Consider the following 19354-nt stretch of genomic DNA (forward strand, 5'->3'; position numbering starts at 1 on the left):
CCATGCGCGCCCAGTTCGTGCTCTCGGAGATCGGCGTCGGTCTCCGCCGCAACCTGACCATGACCTTCGCGGTCATCGTCTCCGTCGCCCTGTCCCTGGCCCTGTTCGGCGGCTCGCTGCTGATGAGCGACCAGGTCGACACCATGAAGGGCTACTGGTACGACAAGGTCAACGTCACGGTCTACCTCTGCAACAAGAGCGACGCCAAGTCCGACCCCGCCTGCGCCAAGGGCGCGGTGACCGAGGACCAGAAGAAGCAGATCCTGGCCGACCTCAAGGAAATGGCGGTCGTCGACAAGGTCATCTACGAGTCGCAGGACGAGGCGTACAAGCACTACAAGGAGCAGTTCGGCGACTCGCCGCTGGCCAGCTCGCTCACGCCGGACCAGATGCAGGAGTCGTACCGCGTCAAGCTGAAGGACGCGGAGAAGTACCAGGTCATCGCGACCGCCTTCAACGGCCGGGACGGCGTGCAGTCCGTGGCGGACCAGCGCGACACCCTGGACAACCTCTTCCAGCTCCTCGAGGGCATGAACTGGGCCGCGCGGGCGGTGATGGCGCTGATGCTGGTCGTCGCGCTGATGCTGATCGTCAACACGGTGCGCGTCTCGGCGTTCAGCCGGCGGCGCGAGACCGGCATCATGCGGCTGGTCGGCGCCTCGGGCTTCTACATCCAGGCGCCGTTCATCATGGAGGCGGCGGTCGCCGGGCTGATCGGCGGCGCGGTCGCCTGCGGTTTCCTGGTGACCGCGCGGTACTTCATCATCGACCACGGACTCGCGCTGTCCGACAAGTTGGCCCTGATCGACTTCATCGGCTGGGACGCCCTGCTGACGAAGCTCCCGCTCATCCTGGCCATCGGTCTGCTGATGCCCGCGTTGGCCGCGTTCTTCGCGTTGCGCAAGTATCTGAAGGTGTGACACATGTCCAGAGGGTCGAACGGTCAAGCGGCCGTTCGGCCCTCTCGCGTTGTCCTAGACTCACCGGCATGTCAGGTCGTGACCGTTTCTGTCAGCCCCTCCGCGTACGCCACGGGGCCGCCCTGACCTTGGTGTTCGCGAGCGTACTCGTCACCGGGGCGGCCGCCGGAGCGTTCCCGCAGACCGACCGGAAGTCCTCCTCGGACGCGGCCCGTTCGGCCTCGCCCGCCGGGCACCACGAGGACGTGGCCCGTGCGGCGGCCGAGGCGATGGCCGACGGAAAGTCCCCGGTGGAGGCCGCCGAACGCGCCGTCAGCCGCAGCGGGGACCGCTGGGGCGCCGTCTACTCCCGGGGCGAGTACGAGGAGTTGGAGGAGGCCCTCGACGGCCGGTACACCGGCGTCGGCCTCTCCGCGCGTCGCGAGCGCGACGGCCGCATCGAGGTGACCGGGGTGCGCCCCGGGTCGCCCGCCGCCGTCGCCGGGATCCGCGAGGGCGACCGGCTGCGCAGCGTCGACGGCGAGCGGGTCGACGGGCGCCCGGTCACCGAGGTCGTCTCGACACTGCGCGGCGACGCCGAGGAGGCCCCCGCGGGCACCGCCGTCCGGCTCGGCCTGGAGCGCGGCACGCGGGCGTGGACCGAGACCGTCCGCCGGGCCCGGCTGTCCACCGACCCCGTGACCGTCCGCACGCTCGCCGACGACGTCACCGTCGTCGAGGTCGGCTCCTTCACCAAGGGGGCCGGACGGCAGGTGTGCGACGCCGTGGAGCGGGTGCCGGCCGGTGCGGGCGTCGTCCTCGACCTGCGCGGCAACTCCGGCGGGCTGGTCGCCGAGGCCGTCACCGCCGCCTCCGCCTTCCTCGACGGCGGCCTCGTCGCCACCTACGACGTCGACGGCGAGCAGCGCGCCCTGCACGCCGAACCCGGCGGCGACACCACCAGACCCCTGGTCGCCCTCGTCGACGGCGGCACCATGAGCGCGGCCGAACTCCTCACCGGCGCCCTCCAGGACCGCGGCCGGGCGGTCGTCGTCGGCTCCCGCACCTTCGGCAAGGGCTCGGTGCAGATGCCGAGCCGGCTCCCCGGCGGCTCGGTCGCCGAACTGACCGTCGGGCACTACCGCACCCCCTCGGGCCGCGGCGTCGACGGCACGGGCATCACGCCCGACCTGGACGTCGACCCGACGGACCCGGCCGCCCTGGAACGGGCGCGGACCGTGCTCAGCGGCCTGGGCCGGTAGGCGCCGCCCCGGGCCCGCCCGGCTCCCGTCCCGCGCCGCGCAAATCGGCTTCCCGCGGACCCCCTCCGTAGTGCCAAAATGGGCGGCACTATGGCTAAGGAAAAAGGGCGCAAGCTGATCGCGCAGAACAAGAAGGCGCGGCACGACTACCAGATCCTCGACACCTACGAGGCCGGCCTGGTCCTCACCGGGACCGAGGTGAAGTCGCTGCGCCAGGGGCGGGCGTCGCTGGTCGACGGCTTCGTGCAGCTGGACGGGAACGAGGCGTGGCTGCACAACGTGCACGTGCCGGAGTACAGCCAGGGCACCTGGACCAACCACAGCGCCCGCCGCAAGCGGAAGCTGCTGCTGCACCGCGTGGAGATCGACAAGCTGGAGTCGAAGTCCCAGGAGACCGGGCACACGATCGTGCCCCTCGCGCTGTACTTCAAGGACGGCCGCGCCAAGGTCGAGATCGCGCTGGCGCGCGGCAAGAAGGAGTACGACAAGCGCCAGACCCTGCGTGAGAAGCAGGACCGGCGCGAGGCGGAGCGGACGATCTCCGCGATCCGCCGCAAGCAGCGGGCCTGACCCCGCGGGAATAGGCTGGCACCCTCGTGCGTTGGTCACGTACGATGGCACCTGCACCGCTCGACGGTGCGCGGTTTGACAACACAACATGGGGATGATCGGTTTCGACAGCGGCTGTCGAAGCAGGGGAAGCGTGTCGAGGAAGCGGCCATGATCTCGTAAACCACAGGCCGAAAAAAATAATCGCCAACTCCAAGCGCGATTCCTCCCAGCAGGCCTTCGCCCTCGCTGCCTGATCTCAGGTAGCGAAGCGAGCCTCCTACAAAGGGAGTGTCAGCCCGGGGCTGTTCCCGACCCGGATCCTGGCATCAGCTAGGGGACTAAACCTTGATCCCGGTCACGGGGTGAAAAGGGAAACCACACAGTGACTGAGCCCGTCGGAGACTTGTCCGCGTGATCTCCGGGGCCGAGAAAATCGCAGCGGACTGCACACGGAGAAGCCCTGTTTCCGCACCGTTGGACGCGGGTTCGATTCCCGCCATCTCCACAGTTCCCATGTGGGCCGAGGCCCCGTCGCTCCCGAGCGGCGGGGCCTCGGTCATGCCCGGGCCCCGGCCGGGCGGGCCCGGCGTTCCCGGCGGGGCAGGGGCAGCAGGGCCAGCGTCAGGGCGAGCGCGGCGGCCGTGACCGGCACGCCGTAGCCGGCCGTGGGCGACACGTGCTCCACCGTCCAGCCGCCGGCCGCGCTGCCGCAGGCGATGCCGCCGAGCAGTCCGGTCACCGCGAGGGTCATGCCCTCGTTCAGGCGGCCCTCGGGGGTGCGGCGCTGGACCAGCGTCATCGTCGTGACCATCGTCGGGGCCGTCGCCATCCCGGCGGCCAGCAGCGTGAGCGCCAGCAGCGGCAGCGAGCCGGTGAGGGACGCGGCCAGCAGGGGCAGCGTCATCAGGGCCGTCATCGCGGCCACGCACCACGGCAGTCGGGCCCCGGCCGGGCCGGCGGGCTTCAGCGTGCCGTACAGCAGGCCCGCCGCGCAGGAACCGGCCGCCTGGAGCGCCAGCACCACCCCGGCCGCCGAACGGTGTCCCTGCACGTCCGCGAACGCGATCGTGACGACCTCCATCGCGCCGAACACCACACCCGTCGCCAGGCACATCGCCAGCAGCGGGGGTATGCCGGGCGCGCGGAGGGGCGCCTTCGCCGCCGGGCGCGGCCGGGCCGGCGGTTCCGTCGCGCGCTGGGCGGCGAACAGCAGGATGCCGGTCACCAGCAGGACCACGCCGGCCAGCGTGCCCGCCTCCGGGAACAGCGCCGTGCACAGGAACGCCGCGAGGACCGGCCCCAGCATGAAGCACAGCTCGTCCGTGGCCTGCTCGAAGGAGTTGGCCGTGTGCAGGGCGTCGGCGTCGCCCTTCAGCAGGTGGGCCCAGCGGGCGCGGGCCATGCCGCCGGTGTTGGGCGTCGTGGCCGTGGCGGCGTACGCGGCGAACAGGGTCCAGGCGGGGGCCCCGGAGCGCACGCACAGCACCAGCGCGAGGGAGCCGAGCGCCGCGAACAGCGTCGCCGGGACCGCCACCCGGGCCTGGCCGTACCGGTCCACGAGCCGCGCGGTCCACGGCGAGACCACCGCGGTCGCCGCCAGCCCGGTCGCGGTGACGGCACCGGCGAGGGCGTAGGAGCCGCGCATGCCGGCGATCATCACGACGGCGCTGACGCTGAACATGCCCATCGGCAGCCGCGCGATGAGGTTCCCCGCCGTGAACGCGCGGGCGCCGGGTACGGAGAGCAGACGCCGGTACGGGCCGGGCGGCCTGCGCGGGGCGCGCGGGCGGAAGTCGGCGGCGACCAGGGCGTCCGCGGTGACGGTGAGCAGGGGGGACGGGGGACGGGGGCGTGCGGGAGTCGGTTGCGGCATGCGTCCACCGTCGCCCGCGGCCGGTCACGGGGTCCAACACCTCCTCCGCACGCATTCACGCACTCCCGTTGTAGATTCGCCGGATGCCCGCTCCCGCCCACCTCGACCCCCGCCTCCTGCGCGCCTTCGTCGCCGTCGCCGAGGAGCTGCACTTCACCCGTGCCGCGGCCCGCCTGTACGTCGCCCAGCAGGCGCTCAGCCGCGACGTGCGGCGCCTGGAGCGCGGGCTGGGCGCCGAGCTGTTCGTCCGGTCCACCCGGCAGGTGACGCCGACGGCCGACGGCGAGCGGCTGCTGCCGTACGCCCGCCGCGTGCTCCAGGCCCAGGACGACCTCCTCGCCGCCTTCGGACAGGCGCGCCCGCTGCTGGTGGACCTCAACTCCCCCGGGCTGGTCACCGGACGCCTGGTCCTGGAGCGGGCCCGCCGGCTCGTCCCCGACCTGGAGCTCATGGCCCGCTACGAGAGCGGGCTGACCGGCGCCGCCGCCGAGCTGCTCGCGGGCCGGCTCGACGCCTCGTTCGGCCGGTTCGCGGGCCTCCCCCCGGCGCTGCGGACGGGACTCGGCCACCAGCCGGTCCGCTACGAGCCCATGGCGGTCGTCCTGCCCGAGGACCACCCCCTGGCCCCGCTGCCCGAGGTGCCGCTCGCCGCACTGGCGGGCGAGACCGTGTACGCCGGGGCCGGCAACCCGCGGACGCCGGAGTGGACCGACCTGGGGCGCCGGCTGTTCGAGGGGCGCGGCATCGAGGTGGCGCCGCCCCTCCCGCTGGCCGTCGGGGACGAGGAGTTCCGGCGGATCATGGACAAGACGCGCAACCCGATCCTCGCCGTGGTGAGCTTTCCGGCCATGGCCTCGACCGTGGTGCGTCCGCTCGTCGATCCCGTCCCGTTGTCGCCGGTCTCCCTGGTCTGGCGAAAGGGTCTGGTGCATCCCGCTTTTGACGCGCTGCGCCGGGCCGCCGCCCAGGTCGCGGCCGAAAACACATGGCTCCGGCGGCCCGCCGGAGCGTGGATTCCGGCCAGTGACGTTGCTGTGATGTCCGTCCATTAACCGACACGTGGCAACCACACGCCCTCCGCGTGCGCTACATTCTTGGCCTGAGACGGTGTGGTACAGGGGGCGCTCGAACCTGGTGGGGGCCGGTTCGGCCGACGGGTGCTCGGAGTCGTATGCGCACCCAGAACTGTCCCTCGGGGGGAAGTGCGTGCGCGTGAAGAATTGGCAGAAAGACGCCCAACCGGAGTGGCCCGACGCCACGGCCGGTGGTCGTGGTCCCGTGGAACCGGAACCGCAGCAGGACGCCACCCAGGTGCTGCCTGGGACCGGTGTCTTCCCCGGCACCGCGCCGGCGGCCGGCGGACCCGGGTGGTTCGGAGGAACCGCGGACGCCGCCGAGACGGAGGTGCTCCGCCCCCAGGCGGGCACCGACCTCTTCGGCGGCCCGGCGCGCCAGGACCGAATAGCCCAGGACCGAATAGCCCAGGACCGAATAGGTCAGAGCCGAATGGGCCAGGGCCGGGCGCCTCGGCACGGGGGCGCGCCGTACGGGGACACCGACCGGACGGAGGTCCTGCCGTCGGCGGCCCAGGCGGCCCTGACCCGCGCCTTCCCCGACCTCCCCACCGCGGCGCTCCGCGACCCCTGGCAGGAGACGCCGGGCGCACTGGACGCGGACGTACCCGGCACAGAGGCCCCCCACGCGGCCGGCGCGACCGAGCACGCCCACGACCCGCACGAGGTGACGGTCCAGCTCGACGCCGTGCAGCTCGGCGACGGCGTACTCCGCCGGGCCGCGAGCGGCTCCGGGAAGCACTCCGCCCCCGACGGCTCCGACGGACCGGTGTTCGTCGACGAGTCGGGCCGCCGCAGCCGCCGCTTCCGCCGTATCGGCATCGCCGTCGGCGGTGCCTGCGCGGTCTACGCCGTCGTCATCGTCGCCACGCTCCTGTCCGGCAACTCCAACGCCCCCTGGCTGCCCGTACCGGGCCAGGAGCAGGGCCAGCCGGCCGGCCAGGTCGACACCACCCCGCTGCCCTCGCAGTCCACGCTGCCCTCCGCGAGCGGCAGCGCCGCCCCGCAGACCAGCCCCTCGGCCGGCGCGGGCGTGACGGCGTCCCCCGGCGCCGACGCTCCCGGGCCCGGCACCTCCGCCACCGCGAAGCAGCCGGGCGGCGGCACCGACGCCGGGCGGCCCTCGTCGACCGCGACCGTCCCGAAGCCGGGCGGCGGTGGCGGCGCCGTCGAGCCGGACCCGACGGTGACGACCCAGCAGCCGCCCCCCGCCACCACGGACCCGACGACGCCGACGGACGGCGGCGGCGAGACCACGGTCGAACCGACCACGCCCACGGACGGCGGCACGACGACCGACCCCGGCGGCGGCACCGCCGTGAACGGCGCGAGCGACACCTCCCCGGTGGCCGCCGGAACCGCCGCCGTGCCCGCGGTCGACACCGCACCGGCCGGCACCTCCACTTCCCCTTCCCTGTCCCCGGAGTACACCCTCTGATGGCCTCCCGCACCCGCCGTCACGGCGCCGCCCGCGGCGCCCGTGGCGGCGCCCGGCGCCGCCGCCTGCCCTTGCGCCTGCTGCTGCCGCTGCTCGTCCTCGTCGCCCTGGTGGCGATGCTCATGCTGCGCGGGTACGTGCACAGCGAGATCCTCGCCGACCACCGCGTCCAGCCTCCCGCCGCGACCGACCACGTACCCGAGAAGATCCTCGAGGGCGGCCCGGTCATCGACGCCCGGGGCGGCCAGACCAGCAGCCTGAGCGTGCCCGACCACCGTCTCGTCCTCACCTTCGACGACGGCCCGGACCCGACGTGGACGCCGAGGGTGCTGGACGTGCTGAAGAAGCACGACGCGCACGCGGTCTTCTTCGTCACCGGCACCATGGCCTCCCGCTACCCGGACCTCGTCAAGCGCATGGTCGACGAGGGGCACGAGGTCGGCCTGCACACCTTCAACCACCCGGACCTCTCCTACCAGTCCAAGAAGCGCATCGACTGGGAGCTGTCGCAGAACCAGCTGGCGATCACCGGCGCGGCCGGCGTCCGCACCTCGCTCTTCCGCCCGCCGTACTCCTCCTTCGCCGACGCCATGGACGACAAGTCCTGGCCGGTCACCGAGTACATCGGCTCCCGCGGCTACATCACCGTCGTCAACAACACCGACAGTGAGGACTGGCAGAAGCCCGGCGTCCACGAGATCATCCGCCGCGCCACCCCGCAGGGCGGCAAGGGCGCCATCGTCCTGATGCACGACTCCGGCGGCGACCGCCACCAGACCGTGCAGGCCCTGGACAAGTTCCTGCCCGACCTGAAGAAGAAGGGCTACGAGTTCGACAACCTCACCGAGGCCCTGAACGCGCCCAGCGCCATGACCCCGGTGACCGGCGTCGACCTGTGGAAGGGCAAGGCGTGGGTCTGGCTGGTCCAGGCCTCGGAGAAGCTCACCGACGGCCTGGTGGCGGGCCTGGCGGTCATCGGCACCCTGGTCATCGGCCGCTTCGTGCTGATGCTGCTGCTGTCCGGCGTGCACGCCCGCCGGGTCCGCCGCAAGAACTTCCGCTGGGGCCCGCCGGTCACCGAACCGGTGACGGTGCTGGTCCCGGCGTACAACGAGGCCAAGTGCATCGAGAACACGGTCCGCTCCCTCATGGAGAGCGAACACCCGATCGAGGTCATCGTCATCGACGACGGCTCCAGTGACGGCACGGCCCGGATCGTCGAGGCGATGGGCCTGCCCAACGTCCGGGTGATCCGCCAGCTCAACGCGGGCAAGCCCGCCGCGCTCAACCGGGGACTGGCGAACGCCCGGTACGACATCGTCGTCATGATGGACGGCGACACGGTCTTCGAACCGTCCACCGTCCGCGAACTCGTCCAGCCCTTCGGCGACCCGAAGGTCGGCGCCGTCGCGGGCAACGCGAAGGTCGGCAACAAGGACAGCCTCATCGGCGCCTGGCAGCACATCGAGTACGTGATGGGCTTCAACCTGGACCGCCGCATGTACGACGTCCTGGGCTGCATGCCGACCATCCCGGGTGCCGTCGGCGCCTTCCGGCGCTCGGCGCTGGAGCCGTTCGGCGGCATGAGCGACGACACCCTCGCCGAGGACACCGACGTCACCATGGCGCTGCACCGCGCCGGCTGGCGCGTCGTCTACGCCGAGAACGCCCGCGCCTGGACCGAGGCCCCCGAGTCCGTCCAGCAGCTGTGGTCCCAGCGCTACCGCTGGTCCTACGGCACCATGCAGGCCATCTGGAAGCACCGCCGCGCCGTGATCGAAGGGGGTCCCTCGGGCCGCTTCGGCCGCGTCGGCCTGCCCTTCGTCTCCCTGTTCATGGTCCTGGCCCCGCTCCTGGCCCCGCTGATCGACATCTTCCTGCTCTACGGCATCGTGTTCGGCCCGACCCAGAAGACGATCGTGGCCTGGCTGGGCGTCCTGCTCCTCCAGGCGGTCTGCGCGGCGTACGCCTTCCGCCTCGACCGCGAACGCATGACCCACCTGATCTCGCTGCCCCTGCAGCAGATCCTCTACCGCCAGCTCATGTACGTCGTGCTGCTCCAGTCCTGGATCACCGCGCTCACCGGCGGCCGCCTGCGCTGGCAGAAGCTGCGCCGCACCGGCGTCGTCGAGGCCCCGGGGGGCTCGGTCCCGAGCCAGCGGTCGCGCAGCGGCAATGATCGGAGGCCCGTGGCATGACCCACGGATACACGACCGGCACGGGTGCGAACCCGGAACCGGCCGGCCCCTACGGCACCCCGTACGCGGGGGCCCCGGGCGCCGCCCCGTACGGAACTCCGTACGGGCAGGGCCCGAGCGGCGCCCCGGGGGCGCCCTACGCCGTCCCGCAGCAGCGGACGACGGAGCCCGCGTCGCCGGACGCCGCGCCGCCGGACGCCCCGGCCCCCAAGAAGCCGGGCCGCGACCGGTACCTCGACCTGCTGCGTTCCATCGCCCTGGTCCGCGTCGTCGTGTACCACCTCTTCGGCTGGGCCTGGCTGTCGGTGCTGTTCCCGTCGATGGGCGTGATGTTCGCGCTGGCCGGCTCGCTGATGGCGCGTTCGCTGAAGCGCCCGGCGCTGAGCGTGATCCGCAGCCGTGTCCGCCGTCTCCTGCCGCCCATGTGGGCGTTCAGCGTGGTCGCGCTGGCGATGATGTTCGCGAGCGGCTGGAACCCGACCGAGGACCCGGACCACGGTGACACCTGGGGCCTGCTCTCGCTGTTCAACTACATCGTCCCGATCGGCGCCCCGCCCTACCCCTGGCACAGCGGCTCCCCGTCGGGGCTGCTGGACGACACCTGGGCCGTGCAGGCCGCGGGACCGCTGTGGTACCTGCGCGCCTACCTGTGGTTCGTCCTCGCCTCCCCGCTGCTGCTGTGGGCGTTCCGCCGGGCTCCCTGGCCGACGCTGCTCGCTCCGCTGGGCCTGACCGCGATCGTCGGCACGGGCCTGGTGAAGATCCCCGGCGAGACGGGCAACGCGGTCACCGACTTCGCGGTCTACGGCAGCTGCTGGGTCCTCGGCTTCGCCCACAACGAGGGCCTGCTGAAGCAGATCCCGCGCTACGTCGCCGTCTCCGGCGCGGCCCTGGTGATGGCCTTCGGCCTATGGTGGGCCTCGGGCCACCTGGGCGCCGACGGCTGGGACCTCAACGACATCCCGATGGCGCAGGCCGCCTGGTCGTTCGGCTTCGTCGTGATCCTGCTCCAGTACTCCCCGTCCTGGCAGGAACTCCCGGGGCGGCTGGCCAAGTGGGACAAGCTGGTGACCCTCTCCAACAACCGGGCCGTCACCATCTACCTGTGGCACAACCTCCTGATCATGCTGACGGTGCCGATCATCGACCTGCTGTACCGGCTCCCGTTCATGCAGAGCGAGCGGGCGGCGGACGCCCTCTCGGACGCGTACTCGCTCTGGATGTTCGCGCTCGTCTGGCCCCTGATCGGCCTGATGGTCCTCGCCGTCGGCTGGGTCGAGGACCTCGCGGCCAAGCGCCGGCCGAGGCTGTGGCCGAACGGCACCAAGCGCTCCGCCGGGAAGCGGGCGGCGGCCGGGGCGGCGCACCGGGGCTGACGCGTCCTGTTCCCCCGTGCGAGACTGCCCCGGTCGCGGACGTGAACAGGGTGGCGTGAGCCTGCCCGGGGGAGCGGTGGGATGAGCAGGCGTCAGATACAGAAGATGCTGCGTCTGATGGCGAGCGGGGAACCGGTAGAGGTCACCAGCGCGATGGCATCAGTGAAGAAGCTGGCCCGGCTCGCCTTCATCGCCCAGCAGTTCGGGTACGAGTACGCCGACGTACGGCAGGGCGGCGGGAACAACAGCCGGCTCAGGATGCTGATCGTGCCCGACCCCGGCCCGCAGGCACGGGCGCGGGCCGCGCAGAACTGGGCGCAGTACCCGCAGGCCGGCGACGGGGTGTCGGTGCCGCCGCTGGTGCCGGACGCCTTCGAACTCCTCAAGGCGCGCATCAACTTCGACCTCACCGGCAAGAGCGCCGAGAAGCGGATGGGGCACGGCGCCCTCGGCGTCACCGTCGGCTGCGCCGTCCTCGCCTTCCGGGCCGGCGGGCAGTCCGACGACTTCGTGATGGCCGCGATCGTCTGGGTGTTCGCCCTGGCGCTCCTGGGCGTCGGTCTGCTCGTCACCCGCAAGCGCAACGCCAGGTTCGCGGCCCGTCTCCGGGCCGCCGGGTTCCTGCCGGTGGCGGACGGGACCGGGCGGGTGCGGTACCTGCCGCCGGGGGCGCAACCGACCGGGCACGGCAATCCCTTCGGCGGCGCCCCCGTGGCCGGAACGCCGTACGGCGTTCCGGCACCCGGCGGCCCCGCCGCGCCCGGTGGCCACGGTCAGCCCGTCCCGGGCGGATACGGCCACCCCGCCCCCGGTCCGTACGCCCCGGGCGGGTACGGTCACCCCGCCCCCGGTCCGTACGCCCCGCAGCAGCCGTACCCGGTCCAGGGCGCCCACGGGCAGCCGCAGCCGCCGTACCCGCCGCAGCAGCCGTACCCCCAGCAGAACCCCCACTGGCAGCCCCGGTCCCCGCAGGGCTGACGCCCGCACCTCTCACCCCGCCGTCCCGCGGGGTGAGAGCAACGTTCCCTGCCGGTCACCCGCAGCCCCACCGGCCCGAAACGCGCCCTTCCTACCTTCGGAGCGACCGAGCCCCGGAGCGCGTGGAGGCGTCATGACAGTCCCTGGCGGCCGCTGGATCCAGCACTGGGATCCCGAGGACGAGACCTTCTGGAAGGAGACGGGGGAGCGCATCGCCCGGCGCAACCTGTTCTTCTCCGTCCTCTCCGAGCACATCGGGTTCTCGGTGTGGACGCTGTGGTCCGTGCTGGTGCTCTTCATGGGGCCCGAGTACGGGCTGACGCCGGCCGACAAGTTCCTGCTGACGTCCGTGGTGACCCTGGTGGGGGCCGTGGTGCGGGTGCCCTACACCTTCGCCGTCGCGGTCTTCGGCGGGCGGAACTGGACGATCGTCTCCGCCGGGCTGCTGCTCGTGCCGACCGTCGCGGCCTTCACGGTCATGGAGCCGGGGACGTCCTTCTCGACCTTCCTCCTGGTCGGCCTGCTGGCCGGCATCGGCGGTGGCAACTTCGCCTCCTCCATGACCAACATCAACGCCTTCTTCCCGCTCCGGAAGAAGGGCTGGGCGCTCGGCCTCAACGCCGGGGGCGGCAACATCGGCGTGCCGGTCATCCAGCTCGTCGCGCTGGCGATCATCGGGGCGGGCGGCGGGCCCCGGGTGCTGCTCGGCGTCTACATCCCGCTGATCCTCGTGGCCGCCGTCCTCGCCGCCCGCCACATGGACAACCTCGCGTCCGTGCGGAACGACACCGGGGCCGCCAAGGACGCCGCCCGGGACGCGCACACCTGGATCATGTCCGTGCTGTACATCGGCACGTTCGGGTCGTTCATCGGCTACAGCTTCGCCTTCGGGCAGGTGCTGCAGACCCAGTTCGGGCGCACCCCCCTCCAGGCCGCCTACCTCACCTTCATCGGTCCGCTGCTCGGCTCCCTGATCCGGCCGGTCGGCGGCAGGCTCGCCGACCGGTACGGCGGCGCGAGGATCACCTTGTGGAACTTCGTCGCCATGGCCGCGGCCACCGCCGCGCTCGTCGCGGCCGGCGGGGCGACGTCCCTCCCGCTGTTCGTGACCGTGTTCGTGGTGCTGTTCGTGCTCAGCGGGCTCGGCAACGGGGCGACGTTCAAGATGATCCCCGGGATCTTCCGGAACAGGGCGCTCGCCCAGGGGCTGACGGGGGAGGAGGCCGTGGCGTACGGCCGGCGGCTCTCCGGGGCCTCCATGGGGCTGATCGGCGCCGTGGGCGCGCTCGGCGGCGTCGCCATCAACCTCGCCTTCCGGCAGTCCTTCCTCTCCGTCGGTTCCGGCACCGGCGCCTTCGTCGCGTTCCTCGCCTACTACGCCGTCTGCTTCGCCGTCACCTGGGCGGTATACCTTCGCCGCCCGGCCGCGCGGACGCCGGCCGGCCCGGCGGACCCGGCGGGCCCGCCGCAGGCGCAGGACCGGCCCAGTTACACCCACGTATGACGTAACACTGGTGTCATGCGGTGGAACCGAGCCCGTCACGCGCCGTTGGCAGGCTCGGCCGCCGTGCAGGCAGGTACGACGACCGGGACGAGAGAGCGATGGACGACGAACAGCAGCAGCCGGACCACGGTCCCCTCGCCGGCTTCACCGTGGGGGTGACCGCCGCGCGCCGTGCCGACGAGCTGGGCGCGCTGCTCCAGCGGCGCGGCGCCGTCGTCCTGCACGCCCCGGCGCTCAGGATCGTGCCGCTCGCCGACGACGGCGAACTGCTGGCCGCGACCGAGCAGCTGATCGACCGGGCGCCGGACGTCGTCGTGGCCACCACCGCCATCGGCTTCCGGGGCTGGGTGGAGGCCGCGGACGGCTGGGGCCTCGGCGACGCCCTGCTGGAGCGGCTGCGCTCGGTGGAGCTGCTCGCGCGCGGCCCCAAGGTCAAGGGCGCGGTCCGGGCCGCCGGACTGACGGAGCGGTGGTCGCCGTCCTCCGAGTCCATGGCCGAGGTGCTGGACCGGCTCCTGGCGGAGGGCGTCGACGGCCGCCGGGTCGCCGTACAGCTGCACGGCGAGCCGTTGCCGGGGTTCGTGGAGGCGCTGCGGGCGGGCGGCGCCGAGGTCGTGGGCGTGCCCGTCTACCGGTGGCTGCCGCCGGAGGACCTCGGGCCCGTCGACCGGCTGCTGGACGCCGCCGTCGCGCGGGGCGTGGACGCCGTGACGTTCACCAGCGCGCCCGCCGCCGTGTCCCTCCTGAACCGCGCCGAGGAGCGGGGCCTGCTGCCCGGGCTGCTCGCCGCCCTCGGCCACGACGTGCTGGCCGCCTGCGTCGGTCCGGTCACCGCGGTGCCGCTCCAGGCGCACGGCGTCGACACGCTGCAGCCCGAACGCTTCCGGCTCGGCCCCCTCGTGCAGCTGCTGTGCCAGGAGCTGCCGGCCCGGGCCCGGTCGCTGCCGGTCGCCGGGCACCGGGTGGAGATCCGCGGCCACGCCGTGCTGGTCGACGGGGAGCTCAAGGCGGTGCCGCCCGCCGGGATGTCCCTGCTGCGGGCGCTGTCCCGGCGGCCGGGCTGGGTCGTGTCCCGCGCCGAACTGCTGCGGACGCTGCCGGGGGCCGGGCGCGACGAGCACGCCGTGGAGACGGCGATGGCCCGGCTGCGCACCGCCCTCGGCGCGCCGAAGCTGATCCAGACGGTGGTCAAGCGCGGCTACCGGCTGGCCCTGGACCCGGCCACCGACGCGAAGTACGCCGACGACTGAGCCCGCGCCGTGCCCGGGCCGGCCGTCCGCCGTGCCCCGCCCCCCACCCGTGCGACGGCTGCCGTGCGTGCGGCCGACAGGCCCGCGGGAGCGGCGGAGGCGGCCCGGACGCGCGGGCGCACGCGCGAGCTTCCGGGCCTGGGCGGTACGAGGGGTTCCGGGCGTGGAAGCGGGCAGGCACTGTAGAGGGAGCGGTCCCCCTGCTCCCCTCCCCGGCCCGTTCCCCCGGGCAACCCTAGGCGGTGACAGGAACATGGCACTGGGCACGGCGACAGACCCGTACGAGCTGCGGTTCGACACCGGGCGGATCTGTCTGGACCTCCTCGCCACCACCCACCCCGTCGAACGGCTCGGCTCCGTCGCGGTGCTGCGCGCCTGGATCACCGGCTCCGGCCTCGTCCCGCCGGGCACGCCCCTGGCCCACGCGGACGCCTCCTGGCTGGCCGGTTTCCGCGACCTGCGCTGCCACACCGCCCGTCTGGTGCGCGCCCGCGTCCTGCGCGGTCCCGGCCCGCCCCCCGGCGGGCCGTACGACCTCGCGCTCGCCCGCGTCAACGACCTCGCCCGTGCCGCACCCCCGGCGCCGCGGGCGGTGCGCGGCGACGACGGGGCGCTGGTACGGGAGCTGACCGCGCCCCCGCAGTGCGCCGCGCTGCTCGGCGCGCTCGCCCGGGACGCCGTGGACCTGCTCACCGACCCCGTCGCGCGGGCGAGCCTGCGGCAGTGCGCGGGCGACAACTGCCCGATCGTGTACGTGGACACCTCCCGGGGCCGGCGCCGGCGCTGGTGCTCCAGCGAGATCTGCGGCAACCGGGAACGCGTCGCCCGGCACCGCCGCCGCGCCGCCCTCGCCCGCTGAGGCGGGCGGGATGTCTTCCCCCGTCCGCTCCCGCCCCCTTCGTGCCCCCGCCCCGGAGAAAACCGCCGCCCCGCGTTGAACACCCCGCACCCCCCGTCCGTACCGGATGGGCGAGCGATCGACTGGGGGAACTCCCGGACATCGGAGGTGGGCGTGCGCAAGGATTCCGTCGTGGCCGGTGAACGTGGTGCGAGGGCCCGACATCGCATGTCCCCGTCACCCTCGGAGCCCGACGAGGAGCTGATGCGCGCCCTGTACCGGGAGCACGCGGGCCCCTTGCTGGCGTACGTGCTGCGGCTGGTCGCGGGGGACCGGCAGCGCGCCGAGGACGTCGTCCAGGAGACGCTCATCCGTGCCTGGAAGAACGCCGGTCAGCTCAACCGTGCGACCGGATCGGTACGCCCCTGGCTGGTGACGGTCGCCCGGCGCATCGTCATCGACGGCCACCGCAGCCGGCAGGCCCGGCCGCAGGAGGTCGATCCGTCGCCGCTGGAGGTCATCCCCGCGGAGGACGAGATCGACAAGGCGCTGTGGCTGATGACGCTGTCGGACGCGCTCGACGACCTGACACCGGCCCACCGGGAGGTCCTCGTCGAGACGTACTTCAAGGGGCGTACCGTCAATGAGGCGGCGCAGACACTGGGCATACCCAGCGGCACCGTTCGCTCCCGGGTGTTCTACGCCCTGCGTTCGATGAAGCTGGCACTGGAGGAGCGGGGGGTGACGGCGTGATGAGCGGGTACGGGGGGTTCCGGGGATTCGGCGCGGGGGATGCGGGTAACTCTGCCCCCATGCAGGGATCACCGGTGCCGAACGAACACGAGACCGTCGGCGCCTACGCCCTGGGGATCCTCGACGACGCCGAAGCAACCGCTTTCGAGGAGCACCTCGCCGGCTGCCAGTGGTGCGCCCGGCAGCTCGACGAGCTGGCCGGCATGGAGCCCATGATGGCCGCCCTCGCGGACCTCCCGGGCGCGGGCACCCCCGCGATCGCCGAGTCGCTGACCGCCAGGCCGAGCCCGCGGCTGGCGGAGAAGCTCGTCGACGAGGTCGCCGAGCGCCGCGCGCGCAAGCGCCGCCGCAACTTCTACCTCGTGGGCACCGCGGCGGCGCTGATCATCGGCGGCCCGTTCGCCGCGGTGGCGACGACCGGCGGCGGTGACGACGACGGCGGCCGGCGGACCGAGGCGCGGCGGACCAGCCCCGCCGCGTCCGCCTTCGCCGCCATGCCCGACCGGGTCACCGCGACCGACCCGGCCACCAGGGTCAGCGCGACCGTGGCCCTGGAGAAGAAGGCCTGGGGCACCGACGCGGTCCTGGAGCTCAAGAACGTCAAGGGCCCCGAGAAGTGCTCCCTGATCGCCGTCGGCAGGAACGGCGAGCGCGAGACGCTCACTTCCTGGTCGGTCCCGGACCGGGGCTACGGCATCCCGGGCGCCACCGTCGACAAGGCCAAGGAGCCGCTGTACGTGCACGGCGGCGCCGCCCTCGCGCCCAACGAGATCGACCACTTCGAGGTCATGACCTTCGACGGCGAGCGACTGGTGGAGGTGGACGTGTAGGCCCCGCGGGACCGCCCCGTGGCCTCCCGGCCCCCCTTCGCGTACGGTTGACGGCTGCCCAGCACGTCAGAAGGGGGCCCGGTGGCCGCACAGGCACAACAGGATTCGGCGGTCGACACGGTGCACGATTCCGTACGCGACCGAGAGATCAGCGTGGAACAGGCACACCTGGACCGGGTGTACCGCCGCCTCGAGGAGAAGATCCACGAGGCCGAGTTCCTCATGCGGGACGCGGCGCAGCGCGGCCACGTCGGCACCCCCGGCGCGCTCGCCGAGCGCGACGCGCAGGTCTTCCGGGCGGGCATCCACCTGAACCGCCTCAACAACGAGTTCGAGGACTTCCTCTTCGGCCGTATCGACCTGCTCCTCGGCAAGGACGGCAAGAAGGGCGCGGACGGCGCGTACACGGCCGTGGAGCCCGCCGAGGGCGCCGTACGGCCCGACGACACCGCCGACGTCGCCGAGACCCTGCACATCGGCCGCATCGGCGTCCTGGACGAGGACTACGCGCCGCTGGTCATCGACTGGCGGGCGCCCGCCGCCGCGCCGTTCTACCGCTCCACGCCCGTCGACCCGGGCCGGGTCGTGCGCCGCCGGGTCATCCGGTCCAAGGGGCGGCGCGTCCTCGGCGTCGAGGACGACCTGATGCGGCCCGAGATCACGGCGTACCTGGACGGCGAGGAGCTGTCCGTCGTCGGCGACGGCGCCCTGATGGCCGCCCTCGGCCAGGCCCGCACCCACTCCATGCGGGACATCGTCGCCTCCATCCAGGCCGAGCAGGACCTGGTCATCCGCGCCCCCGCCGCCTCCGTGACGTACGTCGAGGGCGGCCCCGGCACCGGCAAGACCGCCGTCGCCCTGCACCGGGCGGCGTACCTGCTCTACCAGGACCGGCGCCGCTACTCGGGCGGCATCCTGATCGTCTCGCCGACCCCGCTGCTCGTGGCGTACACCGAGGGCGTGCTGCCCTCCCTCGGCGAGGAGGGGCAGGTCGCCATCCGCGCGATCGGTTCACTCGCCGTGGACGCCGTCGGGGCCGAGGCCACGCTGTACGACTCCCCGGCCGTCGCCCGCGCCAAGGGCTCCTCGCGGATGCTCAAGGTGCTGCGCAAGGCCGCGCGCGGGGCCCTGGAGACGGAGGGCTCGCCGACCCTGCTGCGGGTCGTCGCCTTCGGCCGGCGCCTCGAACTGGAGGCGGAGGAGCTGGCCGCCGTCCGCCACACCGTGCTGGGCGGCACGGCGCCCGTCAACCTGCTGCGTCCGCGCGCCCGCCGGCTGCTGCTGGACGCCCTGTGGGGCAAGTCCGGCGCCGCCGGCCGCCACAGCGACCCGGAGCTGGCCGCCGAGCTGCGGTCCTCCTTCGACGAGGACGTCAGCTCCGAGGACTCCTTCATCGCCTTCCTGGACGCCTGGTGGCCCGAGCTGACGCCCGGCGCCGTGCTGGCGGCCATGGCGGACGAGAAGCGGCTGGGCCGCTGGGCGCGGCGGATCCTCAACCCCGGCGAGGTCCGCAAGGTGGCCCGGTCGCTGCGCCGCGAGGGCCACTCCGTGCACGACATCGCCCTGCTCGACGAGCTCCACGCCGTCCTCGGCACCCCGGCCCGCCCCCGCAAGCGGCGCGAGCTCGACCCGCTGGACCAGCTCACCGGCCTCGAGGAGCTGATGCCGCAGCGCGAGGAGACCCAGCGGGAGCGCGCCGAGCGCCTCGCGCAGGAGCGCACCGAGTACGCGCACGTCATCGTGGACGAGGCGCAGGACCTCACGCCCATGCAGTGGCGGATGGTCGGCCGCCGCGGCCGGCACGCCACGTGGACCGTCGTCGGTGACCCGGCCCAGTCCTCCTGGACCGACCCCGACGAGGCGGCGGCGGCCCGGGACGAGGCCCTGGGCACCCGTCCCCGGCGGCGTTTCGAGCTCACCGTGAACTACCGCAACCCGGCGGAGATCGCCGAGCTGGCCGCCAAGGTGCTCGCCCTCGCGATGCCGGGCTCCACGGCGCCGGCGGCGGTCCGCTCGACCGGGGTCGAGCCGCGCTTCGCCGTCGCCGGGGACGACCTCGCGCCGACCGTGCGGGCGGAGGCGGCCCGGCTGCTGGACCTCGTCGACGGCACCGTCGGCGTCGTCGTCGCCATGAACCGCCGCGAGGAGGCCCGCCGCTGGCTCGCCGGACTCGGCGACCGGGTGGTGGCGCTGGGCAGCCTGGAGGCCAAGGGGCTGGAGTACGACGCGACCGTCGTCGTCTCGCCGGCCGAGATCGCGGACGAGTCGCCCGCCGGGCTGCGGGTGCTCTACGTCGCCCTGACCCGGGCCACCCAGCAGCTGACGATCGTCTCGGGCGGCCGGGACGAGCCGGACGCGGCCGGGGTGCCGGACCTGCTGCGCGACTGAGGCACCCGGACACAGCGAGGGGCCCGCGCCGTCGTCGGACGGCGCGGGCCCCTCGCTGTGCTTGAGTGACACCGACCCGCCATGCTCGCCTCGCGGCAAGTGGTCGCTCGTAGCGACGAAGGTTGGGCCCGGGGGCTTGGAT

Annotated in this window: 15 protein-coding genes and 1 other RNA gene; 15 read left to right on the top strand and 1 reads right to left on the bottom strand. The window is 73.4% G+C overall.

Annotation, left to right across the window (positions count from 1 at the left end; translation table 11 throughout):
- Positions 1-2 precede the first annotated feature (2 nt).
- The 4 genes from ftsX (at position 3) to ssrA (ending at position 3221) form a co-directional block, all read left to right on the top strand.
- The gene (gene ftsX, locus ACZ4V6_RS00225; protein WP_467821501.1) at positions 3-920 is read left to right on the top strand and encodes a permease-like cell division protein FtsX; all 918 of its coding nucleotides are present in this window, start codon (positions 3-5) and stop codon (positions 918-920) included.
- A gap of 68 nt (positions 921-988) precedes the next feature.
- The gene (locus tag ACZ4V6_RS00230; RefSeq protein ID WP_467821502.1) at positions 989-2161 is read left to right on the top strand and encodes a S41 family peptidase; all 1173 of its coding nucleotides are present in this window, start codon (positions 989-991) and stop codon (positions 2159-2161) included.
- Between the two features lie 90 nt (positions 2162-2251).
- Positions 2252-2731, top strand: a complete 480-nt coding sequence (gene smpB / locus ACZ4V6_RS00235; RefSeq protein WP_467821503.1) for an SsrA-binding protein SmpB — start codon at positions 2252-2254, stop codon at positions 2729-2731.
- Between the two features lie 90 nt (positions 2732-2821).
- Positions 2822-3221: a transfer-messenger RNA gene (gene ssrA / locus ACZ4V6_RS00240) on the top strand.
- Between the two features lie 48 nt (positions 3222-3269).
- On the opposite strand, the gene ACZ4V6_RS00245 is transcribed toward ssrA, so the two are convergent.
- Complete coding sequence (locus ACZ4V6_RS00245) at positions 3270-4586, bottom strand: MFS transporter (RefSeq protein ID WP_467821504.1); 1317 nt, start codon at positions 4584-4586, stop codon at positions 3270-3272.
- Between the two features lie 83 nt (positions 4587-4669).
- On the opposite strand from ACZ4V6_RS00245, the gene ACZ4V6_RS00250 reads away from it, so the two are divergent.
- From ACZ4V6_RS00250 to ACZ4V6_RS00300, 11 genes are all read left to right on the top strand, one after another.
- Positions 4670-5638 carry a LysR family transcriptional regulator gene (locus ACZ4V6_RS00250; RefSeq protein ID WP_467821505.1) on the top strand — a complete coding sequence of 323 codons (969 nt, stop codon included), beginning with the start codon at positions 4670-4672 and terminating at the stop codon, positions 5636-5638.
- A 226-nt stretch (positions 5639-5864) separates the two neighbouring features.
- A complete protein-coding gene (locus tag ACZ4V6_RS00255) occupies positions 5865-7097 on the top strand; it encodes a hypothetical protein (protein WP_467821506.1) in 1233 nt (410 codons plus the stop codon).
- The gene (locus ACZ4V6_RS00260) at positions 7097-9295 is read left to right on the top strand and encodes a polysaccharide deacetylase family protein (RefSeq protein ID WP_467821507.1); all 2199 of its coding nucleotides are present in this window, start codon (positions 7097-7099) and stop codon (positions 9293-9295) included. The genes ACZ4V6_RS00255 and ACZ4V6_RS00260 overlap by 1 nt, the downstream gene beginning before the upstream one ends.
- Positions 9292-10671 carry an acyltransferase family protein gene (locus tag ACZ4V6_RS00265; RefSeq protein WP_467821508.1) on the top strand — a complete coding sequence of 460 codons (1380 nt, stop codon included), beginning with the start codon at positions 9292-9294 and terminating at the stop codon, positions 10669-10671. Before ACZ4V6_RS00260 ends, ACZ4V6_RS00265 begins: the two co-directional genes overlap by 4 nt.
- A gap of 81 nt (positions 10672-10752) precedes the next feature.
- Positions 10753-11649, top strand: a complete 897-nt coding sequence (locus tag ACZ4V6_RS00270; RefSeq protein ID WP_467821509.1) for a hypothetical protein — start codon at positions 10753-10755, stop codon at positions 11647-11649.
- A 133-nt stretch (positions 11650-11782) separates the two neighbouring features.
- Positions 11783-13153 (top strand): nitrate/nitrite transporter, encoded by a 1371-nt coding sequence (locus ACZ4V6_RS00275; protein WP_467821510.1) that lies wholly within the window; start codon positions 11783-11785, stop codon positions 13151-13153.
- A gap of 98 nt (positions 13154-13251) precedes the next feature.
- Positions 13252-14403: a uroporphyrinogen-III synthase gene (locus tag ACZ4V6_RS00280; RefSeq protein ID WP_467821511.1), complete on the top strand. Its 1152-nt coding sequence runs from the start codon at positions 13252-13254 to the stop codon at positions 14401-14403.
- A 253-nt stretch (positions 14404-14656) separates the two neighbouring features.
- Positions 14657-15262 carry a CGNR zinc finger domain-containing protein gene (locus tag ACZ4V6_RS00285; protein WP_467821512.1) on the top strand — a complete coding sequence of 202 codons (606 nt, stop codon included), beginning with the start codon at positions 14657-14659 and terminating at the stop codon, positions 15260-15262.
- Positions 15263-15469: 207 nt separating this feature from the next.
- Complete coding sequence (locus ACZ4V6_RS00290) at positions 15470-15994, top strand: sigma-70 family RNA polymerase sigma factor (RefSeq protein ID WP_467821513.1); 525 nt, start codon at positions 15470-15472, stop codon at positions 15992-15994.
- Positions 15995-16053: 59 nt separating this feature from the next.
- Positions 16054-16824 (top strand): anti-sigma factor family protein, encoded by a 771-nt coding sequence (locus tag ACZ4V6_RS00295; protein WP_467821514.1) that lies wholly within the window; start codon positions 16054-16056, stop codon positions 16822-16824.
- An 81-nt stretch (positions 16825-16905) separates the two neighbouring features.
- On the top strand, positions 16906-19212 hold the full coding sequence (locus tag ACZ4V6_RS00300) for a HelD family protein (RefSeq protein WP_467821515.1): 2307 nt from the start codon (positions 16906-16908) through the stop codon (positions 19210-19212).
- Positions 19213-19354: the final 142 nt, after the last annotated feature.

Source organism: Streptomyces sp. NPDC029152 (genome assembly GCF_055564355.1).

What these genes read in the sequence shown, in the direction of transcription:
- ACZ4V6_RS00250 (WP_467821505.1), top strand. Translation starts at nt 4,670, where the DNA reads ATGCCCGCTCCCGCCCACCTCGACCCCCGCCTCCTGCGCGCCTTCGTC.
- ACZ4V6_RS00245 (WP_467821504.1), bottom strand. Translation starts at nt 4,586, where the DNA reads ATGCCGCAACCGACTCCCGCACGCCCCCGTCCCCCGTCCCCCCTGCTC.
- ACZ4V6_RS00270 (WP_467821509.1), top strand. Translation starts at nt 10,753, where the DNA reads ATGAGCAGGCGTCAGATACAGAAGATGCTGCGTCTGATGGCGAGCGGG.
- ACZ4V6_RS00230 (WP_467821502.1), top strand. Translation starts at nt 989, where the DNA reads ATGTCAGGTCGTGACCGTTTCTGTCAGCCCCTCCGCGTACGCCACGGG.
- ACZ4V6_RS00285 (WP_467821512.1), top strand. Translation starts at nt 14,657, where the DNA reads ATGGCACTGGGCACGGCGACAGACCCGTACGAGCTGCGGTTCGACACC.
- ACZ4V6_RS00280 (WP_467821511.1), top strand. Translation starts at nt 13,252, where the DNA reads ATGGACGACGAACAGCAGCAGCCGGACCACGGTCCCCTCGCCGGCTTC.
- ACZ4V6_RS00295 (WP_467821514.1), top strand. Translation starts at nt 16,054, where the DNA reads ATGCAGGGATCACCGGTGCCGAACGAACACGAGACCGTCGGCGCCTAC.
- ftsX (WP_467821501.1), top strand. Translation starts at nt 3, where the DNA reads ATGCGCGCCCAGTTCGTGCTCTCGGAGATCGGCGTCGGTCTCCGCCGC.
- smpB (WP_467821503.1), top strand. Translation starts at nt 2,252, where the DNA reads ATGGCTAAGGAAAAAGGGCGCAAGCTGATCGCGCAGAACAAGAAGGCG.
- ACZ4V6_RS00275 (WP_467821510.1), top strand. Translation starts at nt 11,783, where the DNA reads ATGACAGTCCCTGGCGGCCGCTGGATCCAGCACTGGGATCCCGAGGAC.
- ACZ4V6_RS00290 (WP_467821513.1), top strand. Translation starts at nt 15,470, where the DNA reads ATGTCCCCGTCACCCTCGGAGCCCGACGAGGAGCTGATGCGCGCCCTG.
- ACZ4V6_RS00260 (WP_467821507.1), top strand. Translation starts at nt 7,097, where the DNA reads ATGGCCTCCCGCACCCGCCGTCACGGCGCCGCCCGCGGCGCCCGTGGC.
- ACZ4V6_RS00265 (WP_467821508.1), top strand. Translation starts at nt 9,292, where the DNA reads ATGACCCACGGATACACGACCGGCACGGGTGCGAACCCGGAACCGGCC.